Annotated in this window: 24 protein-coding genes; 7 read left to right on the top strand and 17 right to left on the bottom strand. The window is 47.0% G+C overall.

Annotated elements, in window-relative coordinates; translation table 11 throughout:
- Positions 1-261 precede the first annotated feature (261 nt).
- The 11 genes from copZ to KNO90_RS07010 form a co-directional block, all read right to left on the bottom strand.
- A complete protein-coding gene (gene copZ / locus KNO90_RS07060) occupies positions 262-468 on the bottom strand; it encodes a copper chaperone CopZ (RefSeq protein ID WP_015880952.1) in 207 nt (68 codons plus the stop codon).
- Positions 465-2,573, bottom strand: coding sequence for a heavy metal translocating P-type ATPase (locus tag KNO90_RS07055; protein ID WP_215113310.1), 2,109 nt, complete (start codon positions 2,571-2,573; stop codon positions 465-467). Before KNO90_RS07055 ends, copZ begins: the two co-directional genes overlap by 4 nt.
- An 11-nt stretch (positions 2,574-2,584) precedes the next feature.
- The gene (locus KNO90_RS07050) at positions 2,585-2,887 is read right to left on the bottom strand and encodes a metal-sensitive transcriptional regulator (RefSeq protein WP_214739359.1); all 303 of its coding nucleotides are present in this window, start codon (positions 2,885-2,887) and stop codon (positions 2,585-2,587) included.
- 91 nt (positions 2,888-2,978) lie between these two features.
- Positions 2,979-4,526 carry a long-chain-fatty-acid--CoA ligase gene (locus KNO90_RS07045; protein WP_215113309.1) on the bottom strand — a complete coding sequence of 516 codons (1,548 nt, stop codon included), beginning with the start codon at positions 4,524-4,526 and terminating at the stop codon, positions 2,979-2,981.
- Positions 4,527-4,626: 100 nt separating this feature from the next.
- Positions 4,627-5,100, bottom strand: coding sequence for a PTS sugar transporter subunit IIA (locus tag KNO90_RS07040; protein ID WP_215113308.1), 474 nt, complete (start codon positions 5,098-5,100; stop codon positions 4,627-4,629).
- 146 nt (positions 5,101-5,246) lie between these two features.
- The gene (gene lplA / locus KNO90_RS07035; protein ID WP_214739353.1) at positions 5,247-6,236 is read right to left on the bottom strand and encodes a lipoate--protein ligase; all 990 of its coding nucleotides are present in this window, start codon (positions 6,234-6,236) and stop codon (positions 5,247-5,249) included.
- 71 nt (positions 6,237-6,307) lie between these two features.
- Positions 6,308-7,195 carry a Cof-type HAD-IIB family hydrolase gene (locus KNO90_RS07030; protein ID WP_214739351.1) on the bottom strand — a complete coding sequence of 296 codons (888 nt, stop codon included), beginning with the start codon at positions 7,193-7,195 and terminating at the stop codon, positions 6,308-6,310.
- Positions 7,196-7,275: 80 nt separating this feature from the next.
- The gene (gene hemG, locus KNO90_RS07025; protein WP_215113307.1) at positions 7,276-8,667 is read right to left on the bottom strand and encodes a protoporphyrinogen oxidase; all 1,392 of its coding nucleotides are present in this window, start codon (positions 8,665-8,667) and stop codon (positions 7,276-7,278) included.
- The gene (hemH, locus tag KNO90_RS07020) at positions 8,660-9,589 is read right to left on the bottom strand and encodes a ferrochelatase (protein ID WP_214739347.1); all 930 of its coding nucleotides are present in this window, start codon (positions 9,587-9,589) and stop codon (positions 8,660-8,662) included. The genes hemG and hemH overlap by 8 nt, the downstream gene beginning before the upstream one ends.
- Before the next feature lie 2 nt (positions 9,590-9,591).
- Complete coding sequence (gene hemE / locus KNO90_RS07015; protein WP_214739345.1) at positions 9,592-10,635, bottom strand: uroporphyrinogen decarboxylase; 1,044 nt, start codon at positions 10,633-10,635, stop codon at positions 9,592-9,594.
- A 116-nt stretch (positions 10,636-10,751) separates the two neighbouring features.
- Complete coding sequence (locus KNO90_RS07010) at positions 10,752-11,057, bottom strand: MerR family transcriptional regulator (protein ID WP_074032630.1); 306 nt, start codon at positions 11,055-11,057, stop codon at positions 10,752-10,754.
- Between the two features lie 121 nt (positions 11,058-11,178).
- Here KNO90_RS07010 and KNO90_RS07005 point away from each other — a divergent pair, with 121 nt between their 5' ends.
- Positions 11,179-12,483 (top strand): ammonium transporter, encoded by a 1,305-nt coding sequence (locus KNO90_RS07005; protein ID WP_251127394.1) that lies wholly within the window; start codon positions 11,179-11,181, stop codon positions 12,481-12,483.
- Between the two features lie 171 nt (positions 12,484-12,654).
- Here KNO90_RS07005 and KNO90_RS07000 read toward each other — a convergent pair whose 3' ends face one another.
- Together KNO90_RS07000 and KNO90_RS06995 are read right to left on the bottom strand one after the other, a co-directional pair.
- The gene (locus KNO90_RS07000; protein WP_215113306.1) at positions 12,655-13,788 is read right to left on the bottom strand and encodes an ABC transporter permease; all 1,134 of its coding nucleotides are present in this window, start codon (positions 13,786-13,788) and stop codon (positions 12,655-12,657) included.
- Positions 13,785-14,522 carry an ABC transporter ATP-binding protein gene (locus KNO90_RS06995; protein ID WP_251127393.1) on the bottom strand — a complete coding sequence of 246 codons (738 nt, stop codon included), beginning with the start codon at positions 14,520-14,522 and terminating at the stop codon, positions 13,785-13,787. The genes KNO90_RS07000 and KNO90_RS06995 overlap by 4 nt, the downstream gene beginning before the upstream one ends.
- 169 nt (positions 14,523-14,691) lie before the next feature.
- Between KNO90_RS06995 and KNO90_RS06990 the strand changes: the two genes are divergently transcribed.
- On the top strand, positions 14,692-14,943 hold the full coding sequence (locus tag KNO90_RS06990) for a GlsB/YeaQ/YmgE family stress response membrane protein (protein ID WP_214739339.1): 252 nt from the start codon (positions 14,692-14,694) through the stop codon (positions 14,941-14,943).
- A gap of 48 nt (positions 14,944-14,991) precedes the next feature.
- On the opposite strand, the gene KNO90_RS06985 is transcribed toward KNO90_RS06990, so the two are convergent.
- A complete protein-coding gene (locus KNO90_RS06985) occupies positions 14,992-16,041 on the bottom strand; it encodes a hypothetical protein (protein WP_214739337.1) in 1,050 nt (349 codons plus the stop codon).
- A 120-nt stretch (positions 16,042-16,161) separates the two neighbouring features.
- On the opposite strand from KNO90_RS06985, the gene KNO90_RS06980 reads away from it, so the two are divergent.
- A complete protein-coding gene (locus KNO90_RS06980; RefSeq protein WP_214739335.1) occupies positions 16,162-16,590 on the top strand; it encodes an HIT family protein in 429 nt (142 codons plus the stop codon).
- A 33-nt stretch (positions 16,591-16,623) separates the two neighbouring features.
- Here the strand turns inward: KNO90_RS06980 and KNO90_RS06975 are convergent, their stop codons facing one another.
- Complete coding sequence (locus tag KNO90_RS06975; protein ID WP_214739333.1) at positions 16,624-16,959, bottom strand: hypothetical protein; 336 nt, start codon at positions 16,957-16,959, stop codon at positions 16,624-16,626.
- A 168-nt stretch (positions 16,960-17,127) separates the two neighbouring features.
- On the opposite strand from KNO90_RS06975, the gene KNO90_RS06970 reads away from it, so the two are divergent.
- Both KNO90_RS06970 and KNO90_RS06965 read left to right on the top strand, forming a co-directional pair.
- Positions 17,128-17,484, top strand: a complete 357-nt coding sequence (locus KNO90_RS06970; RefSeq protein WP_214739331.1) for a hypothetical protein — start codon at positions 17,128-17,130, stop codon at positions 17,482-17,484.
- Between the two features lie 61 nt (positions 17,485-17,545).
- Positions 17,546-18,109 (top strand): HTH-type transcriptional regulator Hpr, encoded by a 564-nt coding sequence (locus tag KNO90_RS06965; RefSeq protein ID WP_015880933.1) that lies wholly within the window; start codon positions 17,546-17,548, stop codon positions 18,107-18,109.
- Here KNO90_RS06965 and KNO90_RS06960 read toward each other — a convergent pair.
- Positions 18,093-18,431: a DUF1878 family protein gene (locus KNO90_RS06960; RefSeq protein ID WP_353048485.1), complete on the bottom strand. Its 339-nt coding sequence runs from the start codon at positions 18,429-18,431 to the stop codon at positions 18,093-18,095. The two genes, KNO90_RS06965 and KNO90_RS06960, sit on opposite strands and share 17 nt — an antisense overlap.
- A 153-nt stretch (positions 18,432-18,584) precedes the next feature.
- Here KNO90_RS06960 and KNO90_RS06955 point away from each other — a divergent pair, with 153 nt between their 5' ends.
- On the top strand, positions 18,585-19,583 hold the full coding sequence (locus KNO90_RS06955) for a peptidylprolyl isomerase (protein WP_214739328.1): 999 nt from the start codon (positions 18,585-18,587) through the stop codon (positions 19,581-19,583).
- Between the two features lie 49 nt (positions 19,584-19,632).
- Here the strand turns inward: KNO90_RS06955 and KNO90_RS06950 are convergent, their stop codons facing one another.
- Positions 19,633-20,592: an HD domain-containing protein gene (locus KNO90_RS06950; RefSeq protein ID WP_215113305.1), complete on the bottom strand. Its 960-nt coding sequence runs from the start codon at positions 20,590-20,592 to the stop codon at positions 19,633-19,635.
- Positions 20,593-20,673: 81 nt separating this feature from the next.
- Here KNO90_RS06950 and KNO90_RS06945 point away from each other — a divergent pair, with 81 nt between their 5' ends.
- On the top strand, positions 20,674-21,597 hold the full coding sequence (locus KNO90_RS06945; RefSeq protein ID WP_214739324.1) for a CorA family divalent cation transporter: 924 nt from the start codon (positions 20,674-20,676) through the stop codon (positions 21,595-21,597).
- The last annotated feature ends 31 nt before the right edge of the window (positions 21,598-21,628 follow it).

Raw genomic sequence — 21,628 nt, 5'->3', positions numbered from 1 at the left:
ATGATGGGAAAGAAATGAAGTCAAAGAAAAAAGAAGGCAACGAAATCGCACCTTCTTCACCGCACTGAATTTGTTCGTAACTGTTGCGTCAAAAATGCCGCGCCCCCACTAATCAACGCCAACACTCCACTGATCATGATTAATTCCATGATGTTCGCCTCCCGTTGATACCGATTCTCATTATCAACTTAAATATAGCATATATCTAATCCATTGAATACCACAAAAAAAGTCCCGATTTCACTCGGGACTTATGCATCGTTATGCTTTTACATCGTATCCTTGCTCTTCGACTGCCTCCACCATCGCTTCAAGTGAGACAGAATCTTGATGAATTACGTCGACTCGATGCTCTTGAAGCGATACCGTCGCTGATTCGACACCGTTCAATTCATTCAATGCCCCCTCAACGGCAGCTTTGCAGTGATTACATGTCATACCTTCTACTGTTAACGTTGTTTCTTTCATGATGATCCTCCTTGTGTTTTTAATCGTAATGCGTTCAAGACGACAGACACCGAACTGAACGCCATCGCCGCTCCAGCAATCCAAGGGGCAAGTAACCCCGCTGCAGCGACCGGGATGCCAAGACTATTATAGGCAAGGGCCCAGAACAAGTTTTGACGAATGTTCTTCATCGTCAACCGGCTCATATTCATCGCTCGACTCACGCCTTCAATGTCTTGCCCTACAATTGTAACATCTGCCGCCTCGAGCGCGACATCCGTACCACTTCCGAATGCGATCCCGACGTCCGCCACCGCAAGAGCCGGGGCATCGTTCATGCCGTCCCCTACCATGGCGACGCGACCTGATTGCTTCAAGCGTTCAATTTGGTCCGCCTTTTCAACTGGAAGGACTTCGGCAATCACTTGATGATGAGGGATGCCAAGTTCGTCGGCAATCGCGTAGGCGACTTCTTTCCGATCACCCGTCAAGACGTACACGTCACGCGTTTGACTAAGGGCTTGCACGACTTCACGACTTTTCGGTTTCAATTGATCTTGTAGCCCGAACGCCGCGACAATCCCGCTCTCATCCGCAACGTAGACCGGGGTCATCGCCCGCATCGACCAATCTGGCAATTTGTATCCGAGCTCTTCCATCATTCGAACAGACCCGATGATGAGTTCTTTCCCATCAACGACCGCTTTGACTCCTCGTCCGGCCAACTCTTCCACTTTTGTCACGACACCGTCGCCGACTTCCCGACCGATGGCAGCTGCCAAAGGATGCGTCGATTGGCGTTCTGCCATGACGGCACGGCGGAGCATCGTTTCATCTCCGAACGTTTCCACCACTTCCGGTGTCCCGTTCGTCAATGTCCCTGTCTTATCAAAAACGACGATGTTTGCTTCATTGAGTGATTCGAGTTGCCCGCCACCTTTGAACAACACACCTTGTTCTGCCGCTCGTCCCGTTCCGACCATAATCGATGTCGGCGTTGCCAAACCGAGAGCACACGGACAAGCGATGACAAGTACGGCAATCGATGCTCGAATGGCCGTATCGATATCATTTAAAAGGAACGCCCAGACCACGAACGTAAGGGCACTGATGGCTACGACAATCGGCACGAAGACGCCCGAGATGCGGTCAGCCTGTCGTTGAATCGGCGCCTTATCCGTTTGTGCCTGTTCGACGACACGTACGATTTGAGCGAGCATCGTCTCTTTCCCGACTCGTTCCGCACGCATGAGAATACGATGGGACTGATTGATTGTTCCTCCGACGACTTCAGCATCGATTGTTTTCTCGGCAGGAATCGATTCTCCTGTCAACATCGATTCATCGATGACCGTCTCTCCCTCGATGATTCGTCCATCGACTGGAATTTTCTCTCCCGGACGCACGACGAGAACGTCTCCTGCTTTGACGAGTTCAACAGCGACAGATCGTTCTTCACCATCAACAAACAGGATCGCTTCTTTCGCCTGAAGCGACAAGAGTGATTTCAACGCATCGGTCGTCTTCTCTTTCGCTCGTCCTTCTAACCACTTCCCGAGTAAGACGAGCGTGATGAGGACGGCACTCGTCTCAAAATAGAGATGTGGGTTCATCGGGTGCACAATCATTTCAAAAATGGAGTAGAAGTATGCTGCCGATGTCCCCGTCGCGACGAGCACATCCATGTTCGCCGAACCGCTCTTCAAGCTCTTATATGCCCCTTGATAAAACTGCGCCCCGATCCAAAACTGGACGGGTGTCGCCAGGGCGAATTGCCACCATGGGTTCATCAGCCATGGTGCATGAAATCCGAGTCCCGGGATATGCGTCAACATGACGAGGAGTAATGGTGCCGACAACATTGCAGAGATGATGACTTTCCGTTGCAATGGGCGCAGATCATGCGGCGGTGCCATCTCTACTTTCGGCTCGGCTCCATATCCGATTTTTTCGATCCTCGCGATCAGCTCTTCTTCTGTAATGCCTTCATCGACACGAATCGTTGCCGTCTCGAGCGGAAGGTTCACCGTCGCTTCCACTCCGTCCATCTTGTTCAACACTTTTTCAATTCGTGCCGAACAAGCCGCACAGGTCATGCCTTGTATGGATAACTCAACGGTTTTCATGACATCCCTCCTTATTTTTTGATGCGGCTGACGATCGTCATCAATTCATCAATGTAAGGTTCCATGTTTTCCGTCTCGCTTGCATGAACCAAACACTTGCGCATATGACGTTCTAACAGTTGCATCTCGACTTGTTTCAGAGCGGCCTGAATAGCTGACGTCTGTGTCAAAATATCGACACAATAGCGGTCGTTCTCGACCATCTTTTGAATCCCCCGAACTTGTCCTTCGATTCGTTTTAGACGTTTCCCGAGTGCCTCCCGTTCGGCATCATCACGCGGAACGAGTGGTTGGTCATGTAAAAATTCATCCATGTTGATCACCTCACCATCAATATACCCCTACCCCGTAACAGTGTCAAATAAAAAGAATATAAAAGAGCGACACGAGGTCGCCCTTCTCTACTCAACTATTTTGGAATGCTTCGCTCTTCAAGACCGTTCGTAAAATCTTACCGGTCGTATTTCGTGGAAGCTCTTCGATTATTTCGATGTAGGTCGGTTGTTTATATTTTGCTAACTTCGTTTTTGTATAGGCAAGAATATCCTCCTTCGTCACCCCTTCATGTTTCGTGACGACGAATGCCTTTACCGCTTCCCCTTGTTCCGCGTCCGGCACACCGATAACTGCGGCTTCTACGATTTCAGGATGTTGGTAGAGGACCTCTTCTACCTCACGAGGGTATACGTTATAGCCTCCAACGATGACCATGTCTTTTTTCCGATCGACAATATAAAAGTAACCATCCTCGTCACGGCGCGCCAAGTCACCCGTATAGAGCCATCCGTCCCGAAGTGTCATCATCGTCTCTTCCGGTAATTTGTAATATCCTTTCATGACGTTCGGTCCTCGTACGATCAATTCCCCGACTTCACCGACGCCGACTTCTTCCCCAAGCTCGTCGACGACTTTGTTTTCGACATGAACGATTGAAGGGCCGATCGACCCAGCTTTGCGCTCCCCATGAAGTGGGTTAAAGCAAGTAACCGGTGATGCCTCAGACAAGCCGTACCCCTCTAGAATTTTACACTCAAATGTTTTTTCAAACGACTCAAGCAATTGAACGGGCAAACTTGCCCCTCCCGAAACAAATACACGAACGTGTTTCAACGCAGACGTATACGCCGGCACTTTCATCGCGGTCTGAAGCAAGAAGTTATACATCGTCGGCACTCCTGCAAAGAACGTCACGCGATGTTTCGGTACTAAGTCAAACACGTCCTGTGGTGAAAATTTCGGTAAGATGACAATCGTCGCCCCACGAAGGAGTGGTGCATTCACAATGACCGTCAAACAGAAGACGTGGAACATCGGCAATGCCGCTAACGCTTTATCCTCTGGTGTGATGTCCAAATACTCCCCGATGGAATGCGCATTCGAGAACAGGTTTTGATGCGTCAATAATGCGCCCTTTGGCTTCCCGGTCGTCCCACTCGTATAGAGGATGACGGCGACTTCATCTTCGTCCACTTCGATCAATGTCCCCTCTGATTCAGCAAACGCTTCTGCGAATGGGATGAATTCTATTTCGCCATCACGTTTCAGCGCCGGAACATCAGCATATGGAACAGAAATCACGAGTTTCAATTGTGGCAATTTCGAGAGTGCCGCCTCCGCCTGTGCGACGAGCGGTGACAACCCAACGATTCCTTTGACGTCCCCATCGAGAAGAATGTAGGCCATTTCATCTGGTGTGTATGTAGGGTTGATCGGAATGACGACCCCTCCACGTGACAAGACGGCAAAGTATGCAATCAAGAACGCAGGACTGTTACCGAGTACGAGAGCGACATGATCGCCTTGTCCGATCCCTTTTTGTTCAAGTGTCGATGCCATCGCCTTGATTTGCCCATAAAACTGTCCGTAACTCACCGTGTCTTCCCCAAACACGTACGCTGCTTTCTGCGGGTGAGTGGCCACTACTTCTTGTAGTGACTTGACTAAGTTTGCCATGGTAATCCCCCTTTAAATGAATGATGATTCACTTTTGAGCCATAAAAAAGAGCACGTTGCCCGCGCTCTTTTCAATTACTTCTATTGTACATGAAATGTTTCAATAAGAAAACGCTTCCAAAAAGTTCATCTGCAAATGGAATAGTCCGGCACGACTTTGTATCTGCACAAGTGCCTGAAGCGCTTCATCATCCATAAGCAAATCATCAATCAATTTATGATACGTTTGTTTTTTCATTTCTGTCGTAGCCGTAATCAATAACATGACTTTCGCATAAATCGATTCTCCCGTAATCGTTCTTACTTCACATGGGTTCAACAAATGAAGAAGGGAAATGCCATCTTGCTTCGCTATGGAGATGGGAACATCAATGACCGCAATCGGCTCGGCCACATCACTTACGCCCGACGGCATGATTGTTTCTTGATCGAGAACGACTCGCGTAAATGAAGAATCGACAATCTTTTTCCGTTCTAACTCTAGTCCAATCGCCTTAACAGCCCGTTCAAACGTCGATTGTTCCGTCACCCACATCCGACTCGGATCCATCCAATCACTGAGCCTTCGATACATAGTGATTCCTCCTATTTTTCATCAGCCTCTACGAAAGCGCTTGCACAAATTATGATACGCCTTCTCCCATTGAGGTGCAATCCGTTCGTTCAACGTTCACGAAACTGCCAAAAAAGACGACCTCCGCAGAGATCGTCCTCACTATCTTAACTGATTAAATCGACTAATTCCTCGAGCTCGACATTTCCGAAGTAATGTTTCAAATCGAGTTGCATCAATTGCTCACGGATGGCTGCACGTTCAAAACGCGTCCCTACGAGCGCTTGCTCGACATCTTGGATATCACCAACTCCGAAGAAATCACCGTAAATCTTCGCTTCTGTGATCGTCCCTTTGTTGACGTTCAAGCGAACGTCGATTGTCCCGATTGGGAAACGACGTTTCGACTCGACGTCAAACTTCGGAGATTTTCCAAAGTTCCAATCCCAGTTCGCATAGCGTTCTTTTGAGATATCATGGACAATTTCCCAGTCCTCGTCACGGAGCACATAACGCTCCGGCTGTTCTCCGTCATAAATCGAATGAAGCAACGCCTCGACGAAATGTTCCATCTCCATCTCACGCTCTAAAAATTCAGTGATGTTTGCCACACGGCTACGCACTGACTTGATTCCTTTTGAACGCATTTTCTCTTCCGATACGTTAAGCGAGTTCACGACCTCTTCAATGTTCGAATTGAACATGAGCGTCCCGTGGCTGAACATGCGTCCACGCGTCGTGAATTGAGCGTTCCCACTGATTTTACGTTCTCCGACCTGGATGTCGTTACGACCTGTCATTTCTGCCTCGACACCGAGGTTACGAAGCGCATCCACAATCGGTTGCGTGAATTTCTTATAGTTGTTGAAGGAGTTGCCATCATCTTTCGTGATGAAGCTAAAATTCAAGTTTCCTTCATCATGATAGACCGCACCCCCACCAGAGAGACGTCGAACGACATCGATGCCATTCTCTTCGATGTACTTCAAGTTGACTTCTTCTGATGTGTTTTGGTTCTTCCCAATGATGATGGACGGACCGTTAATATAGAACAGGAAGTAATCTTCATGGTCTACGTTTAAATGTTTAAGGATATACTCTTCAACCGCCAAGTTGATCTTCGGGTCGCGGATATCCGGATTAAAAATAAATTTCAAAGTTTATTTCCTCCTAGTCGAATGTTCGTTACTCGTATTATACGAAACGAGACGAGCGCTCGACAAATCTTTTACTTCCACTCACCTGTCATCACGCGCTTCAATGCGTTCGCCACACCGTACTCATCATGGCGCTCTGTGACATGGTCGCTGATGGCAATCAAGTCCTCATGGCTGTTCCCCATCGCAATCCCTTTGCCGGCCACTTTGAACATCGGTACGTCGTTCAAGTTATCGCCGATGACGACAACTTCGGATAAATCGATGCCATAGTGTTCAGCGAGTTTTGTCACACCGTTCCCTTTATCTGCACCGTGTGCCATCACTTCGATGTTGTCATTCCCTGAAGACGTGACGTACACGCCTTCGACTTGGTCTTCGATTTCTTTCCAAAGCCCGTTCATCTTCTCGACATGACTTGAGAACGCGATGAACTTATAGACACGCCCCGCCTCTTCCCGGATAAAGGTTTCAATGTCGTCGACAATTTTGACGTCCTCATTGACGTAATAGCGATTCTTGAAGAATTCATACATTTCGAGCGAACGATCGTCACCATTCGCTTTCAAATTTTTCATGGATGCTTCAATCAAATCACCACGGCTCGCGACAAGTCCCGCCTCCGTATACATTTCGTAAAAGACGTCCGCATACTTATCATCTTGATGAAGCACGTCGATGACTTGTTGCGCCTCTTCGATCGTCAAATCGATTTCGTGAAGGACTTCTCCTGAAGTGTCGAGCACGCGCCCCCCATTCGACGATACGATTGGGCAAGAGAGTCCGACCTCATCTAAAATTTGTTTCGCATTGACATAGTTGCGCCCCGTCGCAATCGCAAAGCGAATCCCTGCTGCTTCTGCTTCACGAACGATTTCTGCCGTCTCATTCGCAATCTTGGTGTGGTTGTGCAAAATCGTACCGTCCATGTCTGATACAAAAAGTTTATACGTTGCCATCTTCCATCACTCCTTTTTCTCTTTCGCTTCTAACTATAACAAAAAGAAAGGGCTTCGGAACAATCCGAACCCTCCCTTCATCAAATCTCAATTTTTTCACTTAATGCCTTCACTTGTTCATGTACACTCTTCACGCAATCCGGCATCCCGATTCCATCATAGGCAATCCCGGCGAGAATGACCCCAGGATAAATTCGACTCATCTCGGCACGGAGTGCTTTGACACGATCGGCATGAAAGACCGCATAAGGCGGTAAGCCGTCGCGTAGACGACTAACGACCGTTTGAACGGGTTCACGGTGGATATGCATGAGACCACGAAGGTCATGCAGCGCCGTCTCAATAATTTCTTCATCCGATGCCTCCACGATGTCATCCGCTCCAGGGCGGCCTAAAAAGACACGGAGGACGTGATATCCTTCTGGTACGGCATGTGGCCATTTTTGGTCGATGAACGTACATGCCGTAATCGTCACGTTCGCTTCCTGACTCGTCACGAATCCCGTACCGACAAATGGAAGTTCAATATCTTCTTTTTTGAAGACTAGCGAACAGGTCGCCGTCGCATGTGGTTTCATATCTGCCAAAAAGTCACTGTCGACTTTCGGGAGGAACTGACGAATGAGACGTGGTGGGACCGTCAATACAAGATGGTCCGTATCAATGTCTCCACGATTCGTGAAGAGACGGTATCCGTCCTCGCGCTCGGACACTTGCTCGACGGAACAGTTCAATACGATTTCCGTCCGTTCCAATCGTTCGGCCAGACGGTCCGTCAGTGATTTGAGTCCTCGTTTCAATGAAGCGAACTGACCTACTTTTTTCGCCCCGACTTCCGCGACTCGTTGTTCGGGACGTAGATGACGCATCCCTTCATATAAGTTCCCGTATTTCTTTTCTCCCTCGATGAACTGTGGGAATGTCGACATCGCACTCATTTGATCGATGTCTCCGGCATAGATGCCAGAGAGCAACGGTTCAATCAAGCGGTCGACGATCGGGTCTCCGACACGCTCACGAAGATAAAGACCAAGTGAGACATCCGAGTCTGGCACTTCTACATCAGGTGGCGTCAGCAACATGTGTTTCAACGCTTCGTGCTCTTCTTCAGAAAGTAATGTCGTCTCACGAAACGCATTGACGTCGAGCGGGATCCCCATCACTGTCTGTTTTGGAATCGGATGAAGTCCGTCATGATGAAGGACGTAAGCCTGACCGACACCATTGCGAACGAGTTCATCACCTAAACCGACATCTTCAATTAATTCCGTCATCGCAGTCTTTCGAAAAACGTACGAATCCGGTCCACGTTCAACCGCAAATTCGCCCGTTTCATACGTATCAATCTTTCCACCGAGGCGATCGGTCGCCTCGAGCAACGTGATGGTCACGTCTTCCGGCAAATAACGCTCTGCATAAAAAGCGGCGGTGAGACCTGTGATCCCACCACCGACAATCGTGAATTTACGCATGATGTACAATCACGCTTTCCATTCGATCCGCGATGGCTTCGATGAAGCTTCGCTCTGCATTTGGCATTGCTGGACGTGCGTAATGAACGCCTAGGCGATCACATACGACTTTACATTCGACATCGTTGTCGAACAATACTTCGAGATGATCTGCAACAAAACCAACAGGTGTATAAACAAACGCCTCGTAGCCATGCTTTTCATAAAGTTCAGCCGTCAAATCTTGAACATCCGGCCCAATCCAAGGATCTGGCGTGTTCCCCTCTGACTGCCAACCGACCTCAACATTCGGTACGCCTGTCGCTTGGGCAATTTTATCCGCTGTTTCTTTCAATTGATCTGGATACGGGTCGCCCCCAGCCAAGATTTTTTCAGGAAGGCTATGTGCCGACACAATCAGACATGCTTTTTCAGCAGGTACAGGCAAGTTCGCAAACGTTTCCTTGATTGCTTCCGCCCACCAGTTAATGAATTTCGGTTCGTCATACCATGAGTCGACCGAACGAATTTCGATGCCATACTTCGCCGCTTCTTCGTGGGCACGACCGTTATATGATTTGACGCTATACGATGAGTAATGTGGTGCCAAGACAACGGATACCGCCTCTTTAATGCCGTCGTTCGCCATTTGCGCGACCGCATCTTCAACGAATGGCTCGATATGTTTCAATCCGATATACAGTTTAAACTCGATTTCACCAGCATGACGCTCATTCAAGATGTCACGAAGCGTCTCCGCTTGATCGATCGTGATTTTTGCGAGTGGAGATACACCACCAATCGCTTCATAGCGTTCTGTCAAATCAAGGAGCGCTTCCGGTGATGGCTTGCGTCCGTAACGAATGTGCGTATAGTAACGTTCGATATCTTCCGGCTTGTACGGTGTGCCGTACGCCATGACAAGTAGTCCGACTGTTTTCATGATCAGTTGCCTCCCATTTTTTCGCGTGAGTAGTCGTGAATGAATGCCGTCAATTTGACGAGAACGGCTGGATCGACTTCTGGGAACACCCCATGTCCCAAGTTGAAGACGTATCCTGGTTGCTTCATTCCTTCATCCAAAATTTCTTTTACCTTCTCTTCGATGACCGGCCAAGGAGCTAATAAGAATGAAGGGTCTAAGTTTCCTTGAACCGCTTTCGTGATTCCACGATCGCGCGCTTCCTGTACCGATAGGCGCCAGTCAAGCCCGACCACGTCAAGCGGAAGATCGTGCCATTCTTCGACTTGGTGACTCGCACCGACACCATGCATGATGAGTGGAATGTCGAGCGAACGCAATTCTTTGAAGATTCGTTCCGTGGTTGGTTTGATATAACGCGCATAATCTTTACGGCTGAGTGTCCCGACCCATGAATCAAACAGTTGGAACGCTTGGATGCCAGCATCCGCTTGTGCCTTCGCATAGGTGATGACCATGTCACCGAGTTTTTCCATCAACGCATTCCACACGTCCGGTTCTGCATACATGAGTGCTTTCGTGCGATGGTAGTTCCGTGAAGGACCACCTTCAATCATATAGCTTGCCAATGTGAACGGTGCGCCTGAAAAGCCGATCAGCGGTACTTCTAATCGTTCTCGCAACAAACGAATTGTGTCGAAGACGTATGAGATATCCTCTGGGTTTAACGGTTTTAAACGTTCCACATCTTCCATTGTACGATAGGGATTGTCAATCACCGGCCCGATTCCGCTCTTAATCTCGACATCGACTCCCATTGACGGAAGTGGCGTCATAATATCCTTATAAAGAATGGCCGCGTCGACTCCGAGTTGTTTCACCGGAAGTTCCGTGACATATGCACAAAGTTCAGGATCATGCGTGATCTCGAATAGTGACCTCGTCTTTTTAATCTCTCGATATTCCGGTTGGTAGCGTCCGGCTTGGCGCATATACCAGACAGGTACATAATCTGTCGCCTCTCCTTTAAACGCTTTTAAAATAGTATCGTTCATACGTCGCGTCATTCCCCTCTAAATTTCTCCTACACTCTTTATTCTCGTGTTTGTGAACTCAAAAACATTATACAGAAATTAATTAGAATTATGCTAATGTGAAGCATTTTCATTGTGTTTTCTTTGTGTCATTTTTTTGTCGGAAATGTTCGGAAGGCAGAATTCAACTGACCGCGAATCAAATCATCACGCTGCTTCGCCGACAATCGTCGTTCGCGCTCTTTAATATCTTGGATTCGCCAACCGTCCTCTAACTTGGTCGCCACTTCTACTAAACGCTCCACATCATGGAAAGAATATTTACGTGACCCGCCTTTCGTGCGTTCAGGAAAGACGAGACCTTTTTCTTCATAATAGCGGACCTGACGCTCAGAAAGTCCCGTCAACTCAGTCACGACGCCCATCCCGATTACTTTCTTCGATTTATAGTCCATTCGTCCTCGCCCTCCTTAATAAAAAAACTATGTCAGATAATCTGACAAATTGCAATCCAGCATGAAATTTTCGTTTTACACTGAAGTCAACTTTTAAAAAGCACCTAAGAAAAAGGAGGGCATGAACATGGAAGATATTCTTTTTTATATGGACACGCTGTATGTACTCATCGCTGCATTGCTCGTATTGACGATGCAATTAGGTTTCGGATTACTCGAGACAGGGACGCTCCGGGCGAAAAACGCCGGTCACGTCGCAGTCAAACAAATTATCAGCCTCTCTGTGGCAGCACTCGCTTTTTGGGCAGTCGGATTCGGCCTCTCATTCGGTGACGGGACAACTTGGTTCGGGACAGAAGGGTTCTTCTTAAACGGATCGTTCTCAAGCCTCGAGTGGGCAAATGTTTCAATCGACATCAAATTCTTATTCCAGTTATCATTCGTTGCAGTATCTCTCGCCATCGCGTGGGGTGGATTTGCGGAACGGGCTAAGCTATCTGCCTACGTTCTCTTCGGTATCTTCTTCGTTGCCATCCTCTACCCGATCGTCGCACGCTCAGTGTGGGCTGGCGGAATGCTTGGTTCGATGGGGATGCAAGACTTCGCAGGTTCGGCAGTCGTTCACCTTCAAGGTGGGATGGCGGCTCTCATGGCGACAATTATCCTAAAACCACGTCGTAAGACGGAATCACTCGCTGGTCATAACCACGTGTTGACAGTCGTAGGTGGACTCGTGCTTTGGCTTTGTTGGTTCGGCTTCAATGCTGGTTCGACGATGTCGGTCGCTGACGGATTCTTTGGTTACGTGGCGTTGACTACTATGCTTGCAACAGCAGCAGGTGCACTTGGCGCCCTTGGTATCGTCATGCTCCATCGGAAAACAGCGGACATCCCGACAATCGTCAACGGTGTTCTCGGGGCACTCGTCGCCATCACAGCGGCATGTGCATTCGTGGAGCCATGGGCAGCCGTCGTCATCGGTGCAATCGCCTCGGTCGCAACATACGGAACGAGCATCTTGATGGCGAAATATGTGGATGATCCACTTTGCGCCTTCTCGGTACACGGGGTGGCCGGAATCATCGGTACACTCGCACTTGGCTTCTTCGCTTCTCCTCGACTCGTTGAAATCACAGGAATCGGTTCTGCCGGACTCTTCTACGGCGGCGGATTGACACAGCTCGGCGTTCAGACACTCGGTGTGTTGATCGCAATGGTCATCGCGGGTGGTGGAAGTTACGCCTTCTTGAAACTCCTCGACGTGACAATCGGACTCCGCGTCACTGAAGAACAAGAAGATGTCGGTCTCGATATCGCAGAACACGGTGTATCGGCATACGGTGAAGTTGAAGAAACGACAGAGAAACCAGGACGCCTTCCGAAGATTCTCGGTTCGAGCGTATCGGTCATGTCACCGAAAAAATAACTTCAAACTTTTTAACAGATAAGAGGTTGGTCACTGAACGACGGTGATCAGCCTCTTTTTCTTTCCGTTTCAAGATTCCTTTCTGATTCAAAACAAAATGAAAAACGAACGAGGTTTTGTTTGAATCCCCTCGTCCGTCCATTGTTTTACGAACATCAATGAAAGATATTTTTACTTCAATCGTCTTAAATAGTAACGAATGACTACGATTGACAAGACCAATCCAACCGCTGCATCCCACGTGGCGCCGAAAGCGACAGATGCAATCACCAGAACGATAGACTGGATGACAAGTAGTCGTAGCGCCCACCACGAGTACCCTTCAATCCGCTCATCACGCGTAATCGGTAGCCAGGAAACGATGGAAACCGCCTCTAACCGTTTAAACAACGGAACGAGCTGTAACGCCGTCAATCCTACGAAAAGCGGTGTGACGAACCCGACATACCAACCTCCCGACATCCACATCACAATGAGCGCCACCACAGTCAAACGAAGAATCAAATCAAGCGAATCATTCGAACGGATAATGCGAAGACCATACACATAACGCGAAGCGTCCACGTGTTGGAGGACCCGCTTATCCAAAAGTCGTGTGATGAGACGGCGTTCTCGAACCTCTTCTTTTAAGGTCGGCAAATCGACGAACCAACTGATCACTCGTTCAAACTGAGCCCGACTTTTCTCTTCGAGTGTCAACCAATGTAGAAGCGGAATCCGCTCATTTCGCTTTAGATGTAAGAGAATAAAAGGAGCAAACGCTGGGATCCATGCCCACTGCGTCCAATCCATCAATAATAAGAATCCACTTCCGAGCGCAAACGGCAGGATTGTCCATTCGCGCACTCCTTCTACTTTCGCCAATCGCCCTGCAGCTGATAACAGCACCATCGTCACGACAAAAGATAACACTTCGATACTCGAAGAACTCTCTGTTCGTACGAGAAGCGGTAACAAGACAAGGAGGACGAGCAATCCACGCAGTGCCGCAAAGACGAGATTAAACAAACGGACTCCAATCATATACGGTCGTATGTCCCCTAACTCCGGAAGTAAAAACACTTGGTCCGCCTCTTGAATAAACGTTCGTGGCCGATGACCGAGAGGCATGATTAAGAGGACCACCGCGGCAATCCATACACCCGGGAATGTCCCATCGATTCGTTCCAAAAAGTTGTTATAGACGAACGCCCCGTAAATCAAGGTGAAGTAGAGCGTGAACAATAGTCCTCCGTTCGCAACGTAGCGACTGTACTTGACGACCTCTTCCATCCAGTTTCCGAGCCTTGCTGTAAATCGATTCATGACAATCGCTCCTCCGAAGCGATCGCTTCTACGTAAATGTCATCCAGTGTCGCCTCTGCAGATAATCGATACGTTTCACGCAACTCTGCGGCTGTTCCGCTGGCGATGACTTCACCTTGATGGAGGAACACGAAGCGATCACAGTGTCGCTCCGCTGTTTCGAGAATGTGCGTAGACATTAGAATCGCACAGTCTTGTTTATACTCATCAAACAACTGAAGCAATTGACGAATCGCTAACGGGTCGAGTCCGACAAATGGCTCATCGACAATTAAAAGGGGCGTTTTCGTCACAAGCGCACACAAAATCATCGCTTTTTGACGCATTCCTTTTGAAAAAACGGAAGGGAACCAGGCAAGTTGCTTTTCCATTCGCATTTCTTTCGCCAAACGCTTCGTACGAGCAGCCAAATCGTCCGGGTTTACATCATATGCCTTCCCCATCAATTCAATATGTTCTTGTAAGGTTAACGTCTCATATAAGATCGGCGTCTCTGGTATGTAACTCACTTTCTTACGATACTTTTTTTCTGAAGAATCTAGAGTCTCTCCATCAATTTCGATTTTTCCGGATAGGGGTGACAGTAGCCCCAAAATGTGTTTGATTGTCGTCGATTTTCCAGCCCCGTTTAGCCCTATCAAACCGACGAGCTCTCCTTTTTTCACTTCAAACGAAACGTCATGCAAAACTTGTTTACCGAGGTATCCGCCGTTCAATCGATCGACGTGCAGCATGAAAACCACACCTTTCATTTTCAACTTTTTTTCGTGGTATATGTTTTAAATGTTGTCACATGGGAATAATCTGAACTGTAAGGCATTTTAAAATAAAACATCAATACTTCCATTGTTCCACAAAATCGTTGTAAAGAACAATGGGAAAACAGAGGAAGGAGAATGATTTATGGGGTTTATTCTTTATTTGATTATCGGGGGTATCATCGGTTGGTTAGCAGGATTGATTTTAGGTAAGGACGTACCAGGTGGAATCATTGGTAACATCATCGCGGGTATCATCGGTGCATGGTTAGGTGGAATGATCTTTGGTGACTTCGGACCGATCGTTGCGGACATCGCGATTATTCCAGCTCTTATCGGTGCGATTATCCTGATCTTGATCGTATCGTTCGTTATGAAATCAATGCGTAAGGCATAATCATGTTATGTATAGGAGGGGCTTCCATTATGGAATGTCCCTCTTTTTTCATTGAATCAGTAAATACATCGCGTCATTTTTTTCGATAAACTGTTTCTCGGTCTCAAGTCCAAAGAATGTAAAGAACGATTCGAAAAAGGATTGACCGTAATCCCACTCTGTTCCGAGCCGATGTTCCGATTTCGCTTTCGGTTCACCGAGAAGAGCAATCAAATCATCCGGACGTTTGTCGAGGTCGACTTGAATCGATTCGACTTTCTTACCTTTAAACGTGACGGTCAATCGTTCGTAGTCCCATTTCCCTTCGCGCTTTTCAATTGGTTCACCAAGCGTTTCTTGCACCTGCTGACCGGACTGTCCGATTAAAGCATCAACTGTTTCGAGTGAGTGACCCGTTTGCGCCTCCACTTCAATTTCAATCAATTCAGCCCGCTTCAAGTCGAATTGTCCAGCAATGGTCTCGCTCGATTCGGGCATGAGGGCATATTCAATCGATTTCGAGGAAATCAATTGAATCGTTTCCGTCTCAGTGACCGTCTCTCCATTGGTGACCGCTACCGCTTTGACATCATATCGACCTGGCATCTTTTCAAATGATAGCGTTCCATTGGCCTCATCGATTCGCCCCTCTTGTTGCCCATCAATCCAAATATTCGTCAATGCCAAGTCCGAAGTCACGTCAATCCGTTGAGGGAGCAGTTCGATGCGATAGTCAGAAAATCCATACTTTCCTTCTCCCGTATCGATCAAACGAAAGAGTCCTTCTGTTTCCAAACCTGACGCTCGGTTCGCACGGTCCTTCGCAACTTCTGCGATCGCTTCTCCTCGAATGGATTTCTCATCATTCAACCACCCCATGAATCGCAAGGCCTCCGCTCGCGATAAGGGCTCTCCAAGGTATTCGACTTTCTCCTCAAAGAAAGTACGGTCTTCTTCTAATAAGGCCTCTTTGAATGCGACATGAATCTTGTCTTGTTCCGCCGCCGGCTTATACGCATATATATAGAAAACAATGGATCCTACTAAAATAGCTATTACAGATGACATGGTTACAATCTTTCGGCGCCCGTCTTTTTTACGACTTCTTGTATACGACATATCCCCACCTCCTTTCTGTCTTCTATTATAGAAGGAATCAATCTCTCTTCCTATCGTTCTTGCGCCCGAACTTCCATGTTATGATGGAACGGAAACGACATTTAGAATGGAGGCATACAGATGCATACTGATTCAAACTGTATCTTTTGTAAAATCGCGCAACAAGAAATTCCATCCTATCGGGTATATGAAGATGAAGCGGTCGTCGCTTTTCTCGACCTCTCTCAAGTGACGAAAGGGCACACGCTCGTTATCCCAAAACATCATGCGAAAAACGTTTACGAACTACCTGAAGATGTCGCAGCGGACGTCTTTAAACGCGTTCCGACCATTGCCAAAGCGATTCAACGCGAGACGGGTGCAATCGGAATGAACGTTTTATCTAATGCCGAAGAAGTTGCTGGGCAAACGGTCTATCACTTCCACATTCATTTAATCCCGCGTTTCGGACACGAAGATGGGTTCGGCGCAAAATGGATCACACAAAACGATGCGTTCACGTCTGAAGAACTCACAACACTCGCATCAAATATTCATGCACACGTGTAAGACAGACAGAGACCCGTCGATGACGGGTCTCTTTTATGATTGATTGATGGAGTCACGGTGTCGTTTCCGCTCCTCTTCCAACTGTGCTCGCTCGACCTGAAGCTTGATTGCCACTTCATATAACTGTTGACGCGTCTTGACAGATGTCGCTTGTTCAAATTCTTTTCTTAATTCAGTTAGACGGGCATCTATTTCAAGCATACGCTTTTCTCGCATCGATTCTTCACGTGCCTGTTTCGTTTGCTCCGACGCTTCGTACCCCGCCTCTAGTGTATTCATAATAGATTCGGCCCAAGTGTCATCTCCCAGTCGTTTCGCAGCGAGATATAGGTCAAGCATATCATCTACCCAACGCTTCGCTTTCTCCACTGAGGATCACCTTCCTTTACCTATATTTTAAAATAAAATGATTTTTCGGTCAAAATTGAATGTTCTGAAAAATTTTATTTGCAATATAGGTTTTTAATCACTCTTTTTTGGTAAAATAATATGAAAAGAATGTATTTCTGATTATCCGAGCTTGAGGAGGGGAATGAATTGTCGAGTCGCCAACGTCGGGATTGGATTGCTTTCGGCTTTGTTTTAGCATTTCTAGGAGTTGCAACGTTTAAGAAATTGGCACGAGGAACAGCAAATGACGCCGCTGCTCAACAGCATCGGGCATCCACAATCACTACGCTAAAAGAACAATTTGGCAATGTGGCGAAGCATGCATCGCAGGTTGCTGCTGCAGGTAAACTACAAGGAAAAGAATTGACTGACCAAGTGAAAGCCGAAGTCGAACGCTATCAACAAGACATTCAGCCTTCAGTCGAGCGTATTCAAGGGAACCTTAAAGAGCTCTCGAACGTACAGTCTACTATGACTGACCAAACCGTCAATCAAACACAATGAGTGTTTGAGGTCATTGTCCGTCGATTACATTTGACTTTTTATCCGGAAAGGATGGATCGAGATGGAACACGAAAAAGAATTCACTGGCCCTGAGGCCATGCTCTATAGCCACAAAATCATTCAATTGAGTAAGGCTTTGTGGAAAACCGTCGAAAAAGACTGGCAAAACTGGATTAAACCATTTGATTTAAACATCAACGAACATCATATTTTATGGATTGCCCACGCTTTAGGCGGTGCTTCGATTTCTGAAATCGCAAAATATGGCGTCATGCACGTCTCGACCGCTTTCAACTTCTCGAAGAAGTTAGAGGATCGTGGATTACTTACGTTTTCTAAAAAAGAGACGGACAAACGAAATACGTATGTCCAATTGACACCTGAAGGAGAATCGTTGTTGCTTGAGACGATTCATGCGTTTGACCCGGAAGGAAACGGCGTGTTCCGTGCTTCCCTTCCACTACAAGAACTCTATGGCAAGTTCCCTGACTTAACAGACATGACAGCGATTGTCCGTCGACTATATGGGGACAACTTCATGGACATCTTCGCAGAAACATCTAAAATGATTACAGAAGAGGCAGGCAGACGCCCTGATGAGGATGAACTCAGTCAAGAAGCCTGACCTGCCGATAAAGTGGTTCTGTAACGTCTAATTCGATTCCTTGACGGACACATGCCTCAAGAATCGTTTTGACGTCTAGTCTCACATCTAACATACCTGCGAAATGGACGAGCAGTGGCTCTATGGACGTATATCCATAGCGTAATTGCTCGTTTTGTTGTTCCCGAATCTCTTCAAGCAATTGATAAAACGACTCGACATCCTGTTTTGTCAAGTTTGCTCGAATCACTTCATATTCAAATGGACGATCCGTCCAATCGATAATATCGAGTAAGATTGTCATCTGAAATGCTAAATGCTCGACCTTCTCCTCTAGCGACACTTCCCTCACCCCATCATTTCACATTCTATTACATCATTATACGACAGGATTGTGTGCTATGATACTGTACAGACAAGAGAACAGCTGTCATGATTAGGAAAATGTGATATAGTCGGACTTAGAAACTTTAAAGAATTATTAGGGGTGGAATACATGTCAAACGGAATGACAAACGAACCAAAAAAGCAAGATAAGAAATTCTCAACCGGCGCTCTCGTCGGAGCATCTGCACTCGCACTCGTTATTGGTGCTGGCGGTACGTACGCCGCAACGAACGCAGGTGGCGAATCAGATAGTTCAGCAGTCGTCACGTACAAAGGCGGCGAAATCACTCGCGGTGAAATCGCAGATAAGAGTTATGACCGCATGGTGCCACAACTTGCATTCCAAGAGACAATGAATGCACTTCTTGAAAAAGAATACGGTGACCAAGTCGACCAAGAAAAAGTAGACGAAGAGTTCAGTAAGACAGAAGAACAATTCAACTCAAAAGAAGAGTTTGAACAAGCGATTCAACAAGCAGGTATGAGCGGTACAGAAGAGTTCAAAGAAGCACTTCGTGGACAAATGCTCGTTGATGCTGCCAAATCTGAACTTGTCGACGTGACAGATGAAGACATCGAGGCACAGTTCGCAAAAGAGAACGTGGAAGTGGAAGCTAGCCACATCCTCGTCGAAACAGAAGAAGAAGCACAAGATATCATCAAACAGTTGAATGACGGTGCGGACTTCGCTAAACTCGCGAAAGAAAAATCAACGGATACCGGTTCAGGTGAAAAAGGTGGAGAGCTCGGTTTCTTCTCTGCTGGCGCAATGGTACCTGAATTCGAAGATTATGCATTCCAAGAGGATGTCGTCGGTAAGATCTCTGAGCCAGTCCAATCACAATTCGGTTACCACGTCATCAAAGTGACAGACCGTAAAGAGAAAGACTTGAAACTCGAGGACGAGAAAGATCGTATCCGTGAAGAGTTGGCGGCTGAAAAATCAGCTTCTGTCGATGCGAACAAAATTTACGCTGAGTTGATTGAAAAATACAACGTAGACGTGAAAGATGCAAAAGCAGAACAACAATTTGACGCTGTCAAAGAAGCGATCAAAAACGCAGACGAGTCTTCAGAAGAACCTGCAGAAGAATCAACTGAACAATAATCACAAAGGGGCACTCCAGCAATGGAGTACCCCTTTTTACTTTAATCGCTTATAACTTTGGACGATAGAAGGCACGGTTATCGAGTGCCATGACACGTTCTGTGAATGTCCCGGGTTCGACCCCTTCATATGCTTTCTCAAACATGTTCATACGCGCATCGATGTTATCGATAAAGAACAACATCTCCGCTTCAGGAAGCTGAGGCGTATTCGCAGAGCCCCATTCCGGTTTCCCATGATGACTCAAGACGAGATGTTGCAACAAGGTCGTCACTTCACGGTCCGTTCCAAGTTCTCGTGACACGACTTCAATCTCCGATGCCATGAGTGACAAATGACCGAGCAATTTCCCTTCAAGCGTATACTCTGGTGTAATCGCATCAGACAACTCGATGACCTTCGCCAAATCATGCAAAATCACACCTGCAATCAAAAGATCACGATTCAAGGATGGATACAGTTCACACATCGTATCCGCGAGCTTCAACATCGACATCACATGGAATGCAAGTCCCGAGTAGACCGCATGATGATGACGAACGGCAGCTGGGTACGTAAAGTACGCCTCTTCATGACGATTCACGACTTCCTCGACCAGACGGCGAATCTCATCGTGTTGAAGTGACGTGATGAATTCACGAATCGTCGTTTCGAGCTCTGACTTTGGAATCGGTGCCGAGCGGACGTACGGTGCGATATCCACTTCCTGCTCGATGATTGAAATTTGTTTTAGTTTCAACTGCGTGCGTCCACGATAGTCCATCACTTCTCCCGCCGCATGAACGATTTTTTTCGTTGCATACTTTTCGGTATCTGAACTGTCCCACAATTTCGTTTCGATTTCGCCACTCTCGTCGCAAAGGATTAATGTTAAATAAGGTTTCCCGTTCCCGGCAAGTCCCTTATACGATTGTTTAATCATGACATACTGGTCTAGCGTGTCGCCCACTTTGAGCTGACCGATTTTTGTCGTCAATGAAAGCACCTCTCTCTTATTCAGTACCTTCATCTTATCGAAAGTTTGCGACAGATGCCAACATTCCTGACAATTTGGGAATACTATCAATATAGTGAATTGGAGGAATGGATGATGGAATGGGATTGGTATACACGACCGGAAGACTATGTGCATGTTGATCAGCAATATGCCCAAGCCTATACGTATTGGCTTGAACAATTGACGACCTCGAATGTGACGAAGATTGTCGTCGAGAACGGATATATGTATGGTTCACTCACGCTCGACTATGAACAGTTAGAACGGGAGCCTCAAAAAGTTGGCCATTATTTTATCGGACCCGATTTTTTATGGACGATTGGGTTTGATGATTTACATCATGAATCGGTACTCGCTAAAGCATGCAACTCTCCGCTCGAAGCATTTTATGAGTTACTTGCCGAACGGATGAACAACTATTTCCATGGCATCGATGAGTTTGAAGAACGACTACTCGTTGCACAAAGAGAAATGGCAGGTCAGGTCCCTGCGACCTTCATGAATGAGATCTTTGGTCTTCGAAGTGAAATCGAGCGCTGGTCAGATACCGTAACACCTTATAAAGAACTTCTTATGGCAGGACGGGAGGCTTTTTTAACGATCGATTTACAGACGTTAAAATCCTATCAACTCGCGGACTATCGGGTAAATCGATTATTGGCGCTCATCACGCACTACCAAGGGGACGTCATTGCTATGACAGACCTCGCTTCCACCCTCTCAAACTTTCGTGGGAATGAGATCATGAAGGCGCTCACCGTATTTACAGCCTTGACGACCCCTGTCGTCGCCTTTGGTGCGATTTGGGGGATGAACTTTAAAAACATGCCTGAACTGGAATGGCCGCTTGGATATGGATTCGCCTGGCTCATGATTCTTCTCTTCACGCTCATCATCCAAGTGTGGTTGAAACGAAAAAATTGGATCGGTTCGCTATTACAGTTTCCGAATCAAACCATGTCAGCAAAAGATAAAGCCAAACAAAAATCTAAAAAAACGAACAAAAGTTCGTTATAATAAAAGAAAGTGAACTGTATAGAAAGGTGAT

This window comes from Exiguobacterium sp. s63, from assembly GCF_018617335.1.
GTDB lineage: Bacteria > Bacillota > Bacilli > Exiguobacteriales > Exiguobacteriaceae > Exiguobacterium.
This window is presented reverse-complemented; position numbering and strand designations above follow the sequence as displayed.

Bases quoted from the DNA above. Each gene is read 5' to 3' on its own strand.
- KNO90_RS07045 (WP_215113309.1), bottom strand. From the start codon at position 4,526: ATGGCAAACTTAGTCAAGTCACTACAAGAAGTAGTGGCCACTCACCCG.
- KNO90_RS07005 (WP_251127394.1), top strand. From the start codon at position 11,179: ATGAACATGGAAGATATTCTTTTTTATATGGACACGCTGTATGTACTC.
- KNO90_RS07030 (WP_214739351.1), bottom strand. From the start codon at position 7,195: ATGGCAACGTATAAACTTTTTGTATCAGACATGGACGGTACGATTTTG.
- hemG (WP_215113307.1), bottom strand. From the start codon at position 8,667: ATGCGTAAATTCACGATTGTCGGTGGTGGGATCACAGGTCTCACCGCC.
- KNO90_RS06955 (WP_214739328.1), top strand. From the start codon at position 18,585: ATGTCAAACGGAATGACAAACGAACCAAAAAAGCAAGATAAGAAATTC.
- KNO90_RS07055 (WP_215113310.1), bottom strand. From the start codon at position 2,573: ATGAAAACCGTTGAGTTATCCATACAAGGCATGACCTGTGCGGCTTGT.
- copZ (WP_015880952.1), bottom strand. From the start codon at position 468: ATGAAAGAAACAACGTTAACAGTAGAAGGTATGACATGTAATCACTGC.
- KNO90_RS06950 (WP_215113305.1), bottom strand. From the start codon at position 20,592: ATGAAGGTACTGAATAAGAGAGAGGTGCTTTCATTGACGACAAAAATC.
- KNO90_RS06945 (WP_214739324.1), top strand. From the start codon at position 20,674: ATGGAATGGGATTGGTATACACGACCGGAAGACTATGTGCATGTTGAT.
- hemE (WP_214739345.1), bottom strand. From the start codon at position 10,635: ATGACGCGACGTATGAACGATACTATTTTAAAAGCGTTTAAAGGAGAG.
- KNO90_RS06990 (WP_214739339.1), top strand. From the start codon at position 14,692: ATGGGGTTTATTCTTTATTTGATTATCGGGGGTATCATCGGTTGGTTA.
- KNO90_RS06995 (WP_251127393.1), bottom strand. From the start codon at position 14,522: ATGCTGCACGTCGATCGATTGAACGGCGGATACCTCGGTAAACAAGTT.
- KNO90_RS07050 (WP_214739359.1), bottom strand. From the start codon at position 2,887: ATGGATGAATTTTTACATGACCAACCACTCGTTCCGCGTGATGATGCC.
- hemH (WP_214739347.1), bottom strand. From the start codon at position 9,589: ATGAAAACAGTCGGACTACTTGTCATGGCGTACGGCACACCGTACAAG.
- KNO90_RS07040 (WP_215113308.1), bottom strand. From the start codon at position 5,100: ATGTATCGAAGGCTCAGTGATTGGATGGATCCGAGTCGGATGTGGGTG.
- KNO90_RS06980 (WP_214739335.1), top strand. From the start codon at position 16,162: ATGCATACTGATTCAAACTGTATCTTTTGTAAAATCGCGCAACAAGAA.
- KNO90_RS07010 (WP_074032630.1), bottom strand. From the start codon at position 11,057: ATGGACTATAAATCGAAGAAAGTAATCGGGATGGGCGTCGTGACTGAG.
- KNO90_RS07000 (WP_215113306.1), bottom strand. From the start codon at position 13,788: ATGAATCGATTTACAGCAAGGCTCGGAAACTGGATGGAAGAGGTCGTC.
- KNO90_RS06985 (WP_214739337.1), bottom strand. From the start codon at position 16,041: ATGTCGTATACAAGAAGTCGTAAAAAAGACGGGCGCCGAAAGATTGTA.
- KNO90_RS06965 (WP_015880933.1), top strand. From the start codon at position 17,546: ATGGAACACGAAAAAGAATTCACTGGCCCTGAGGCCATGCTCTATAGC.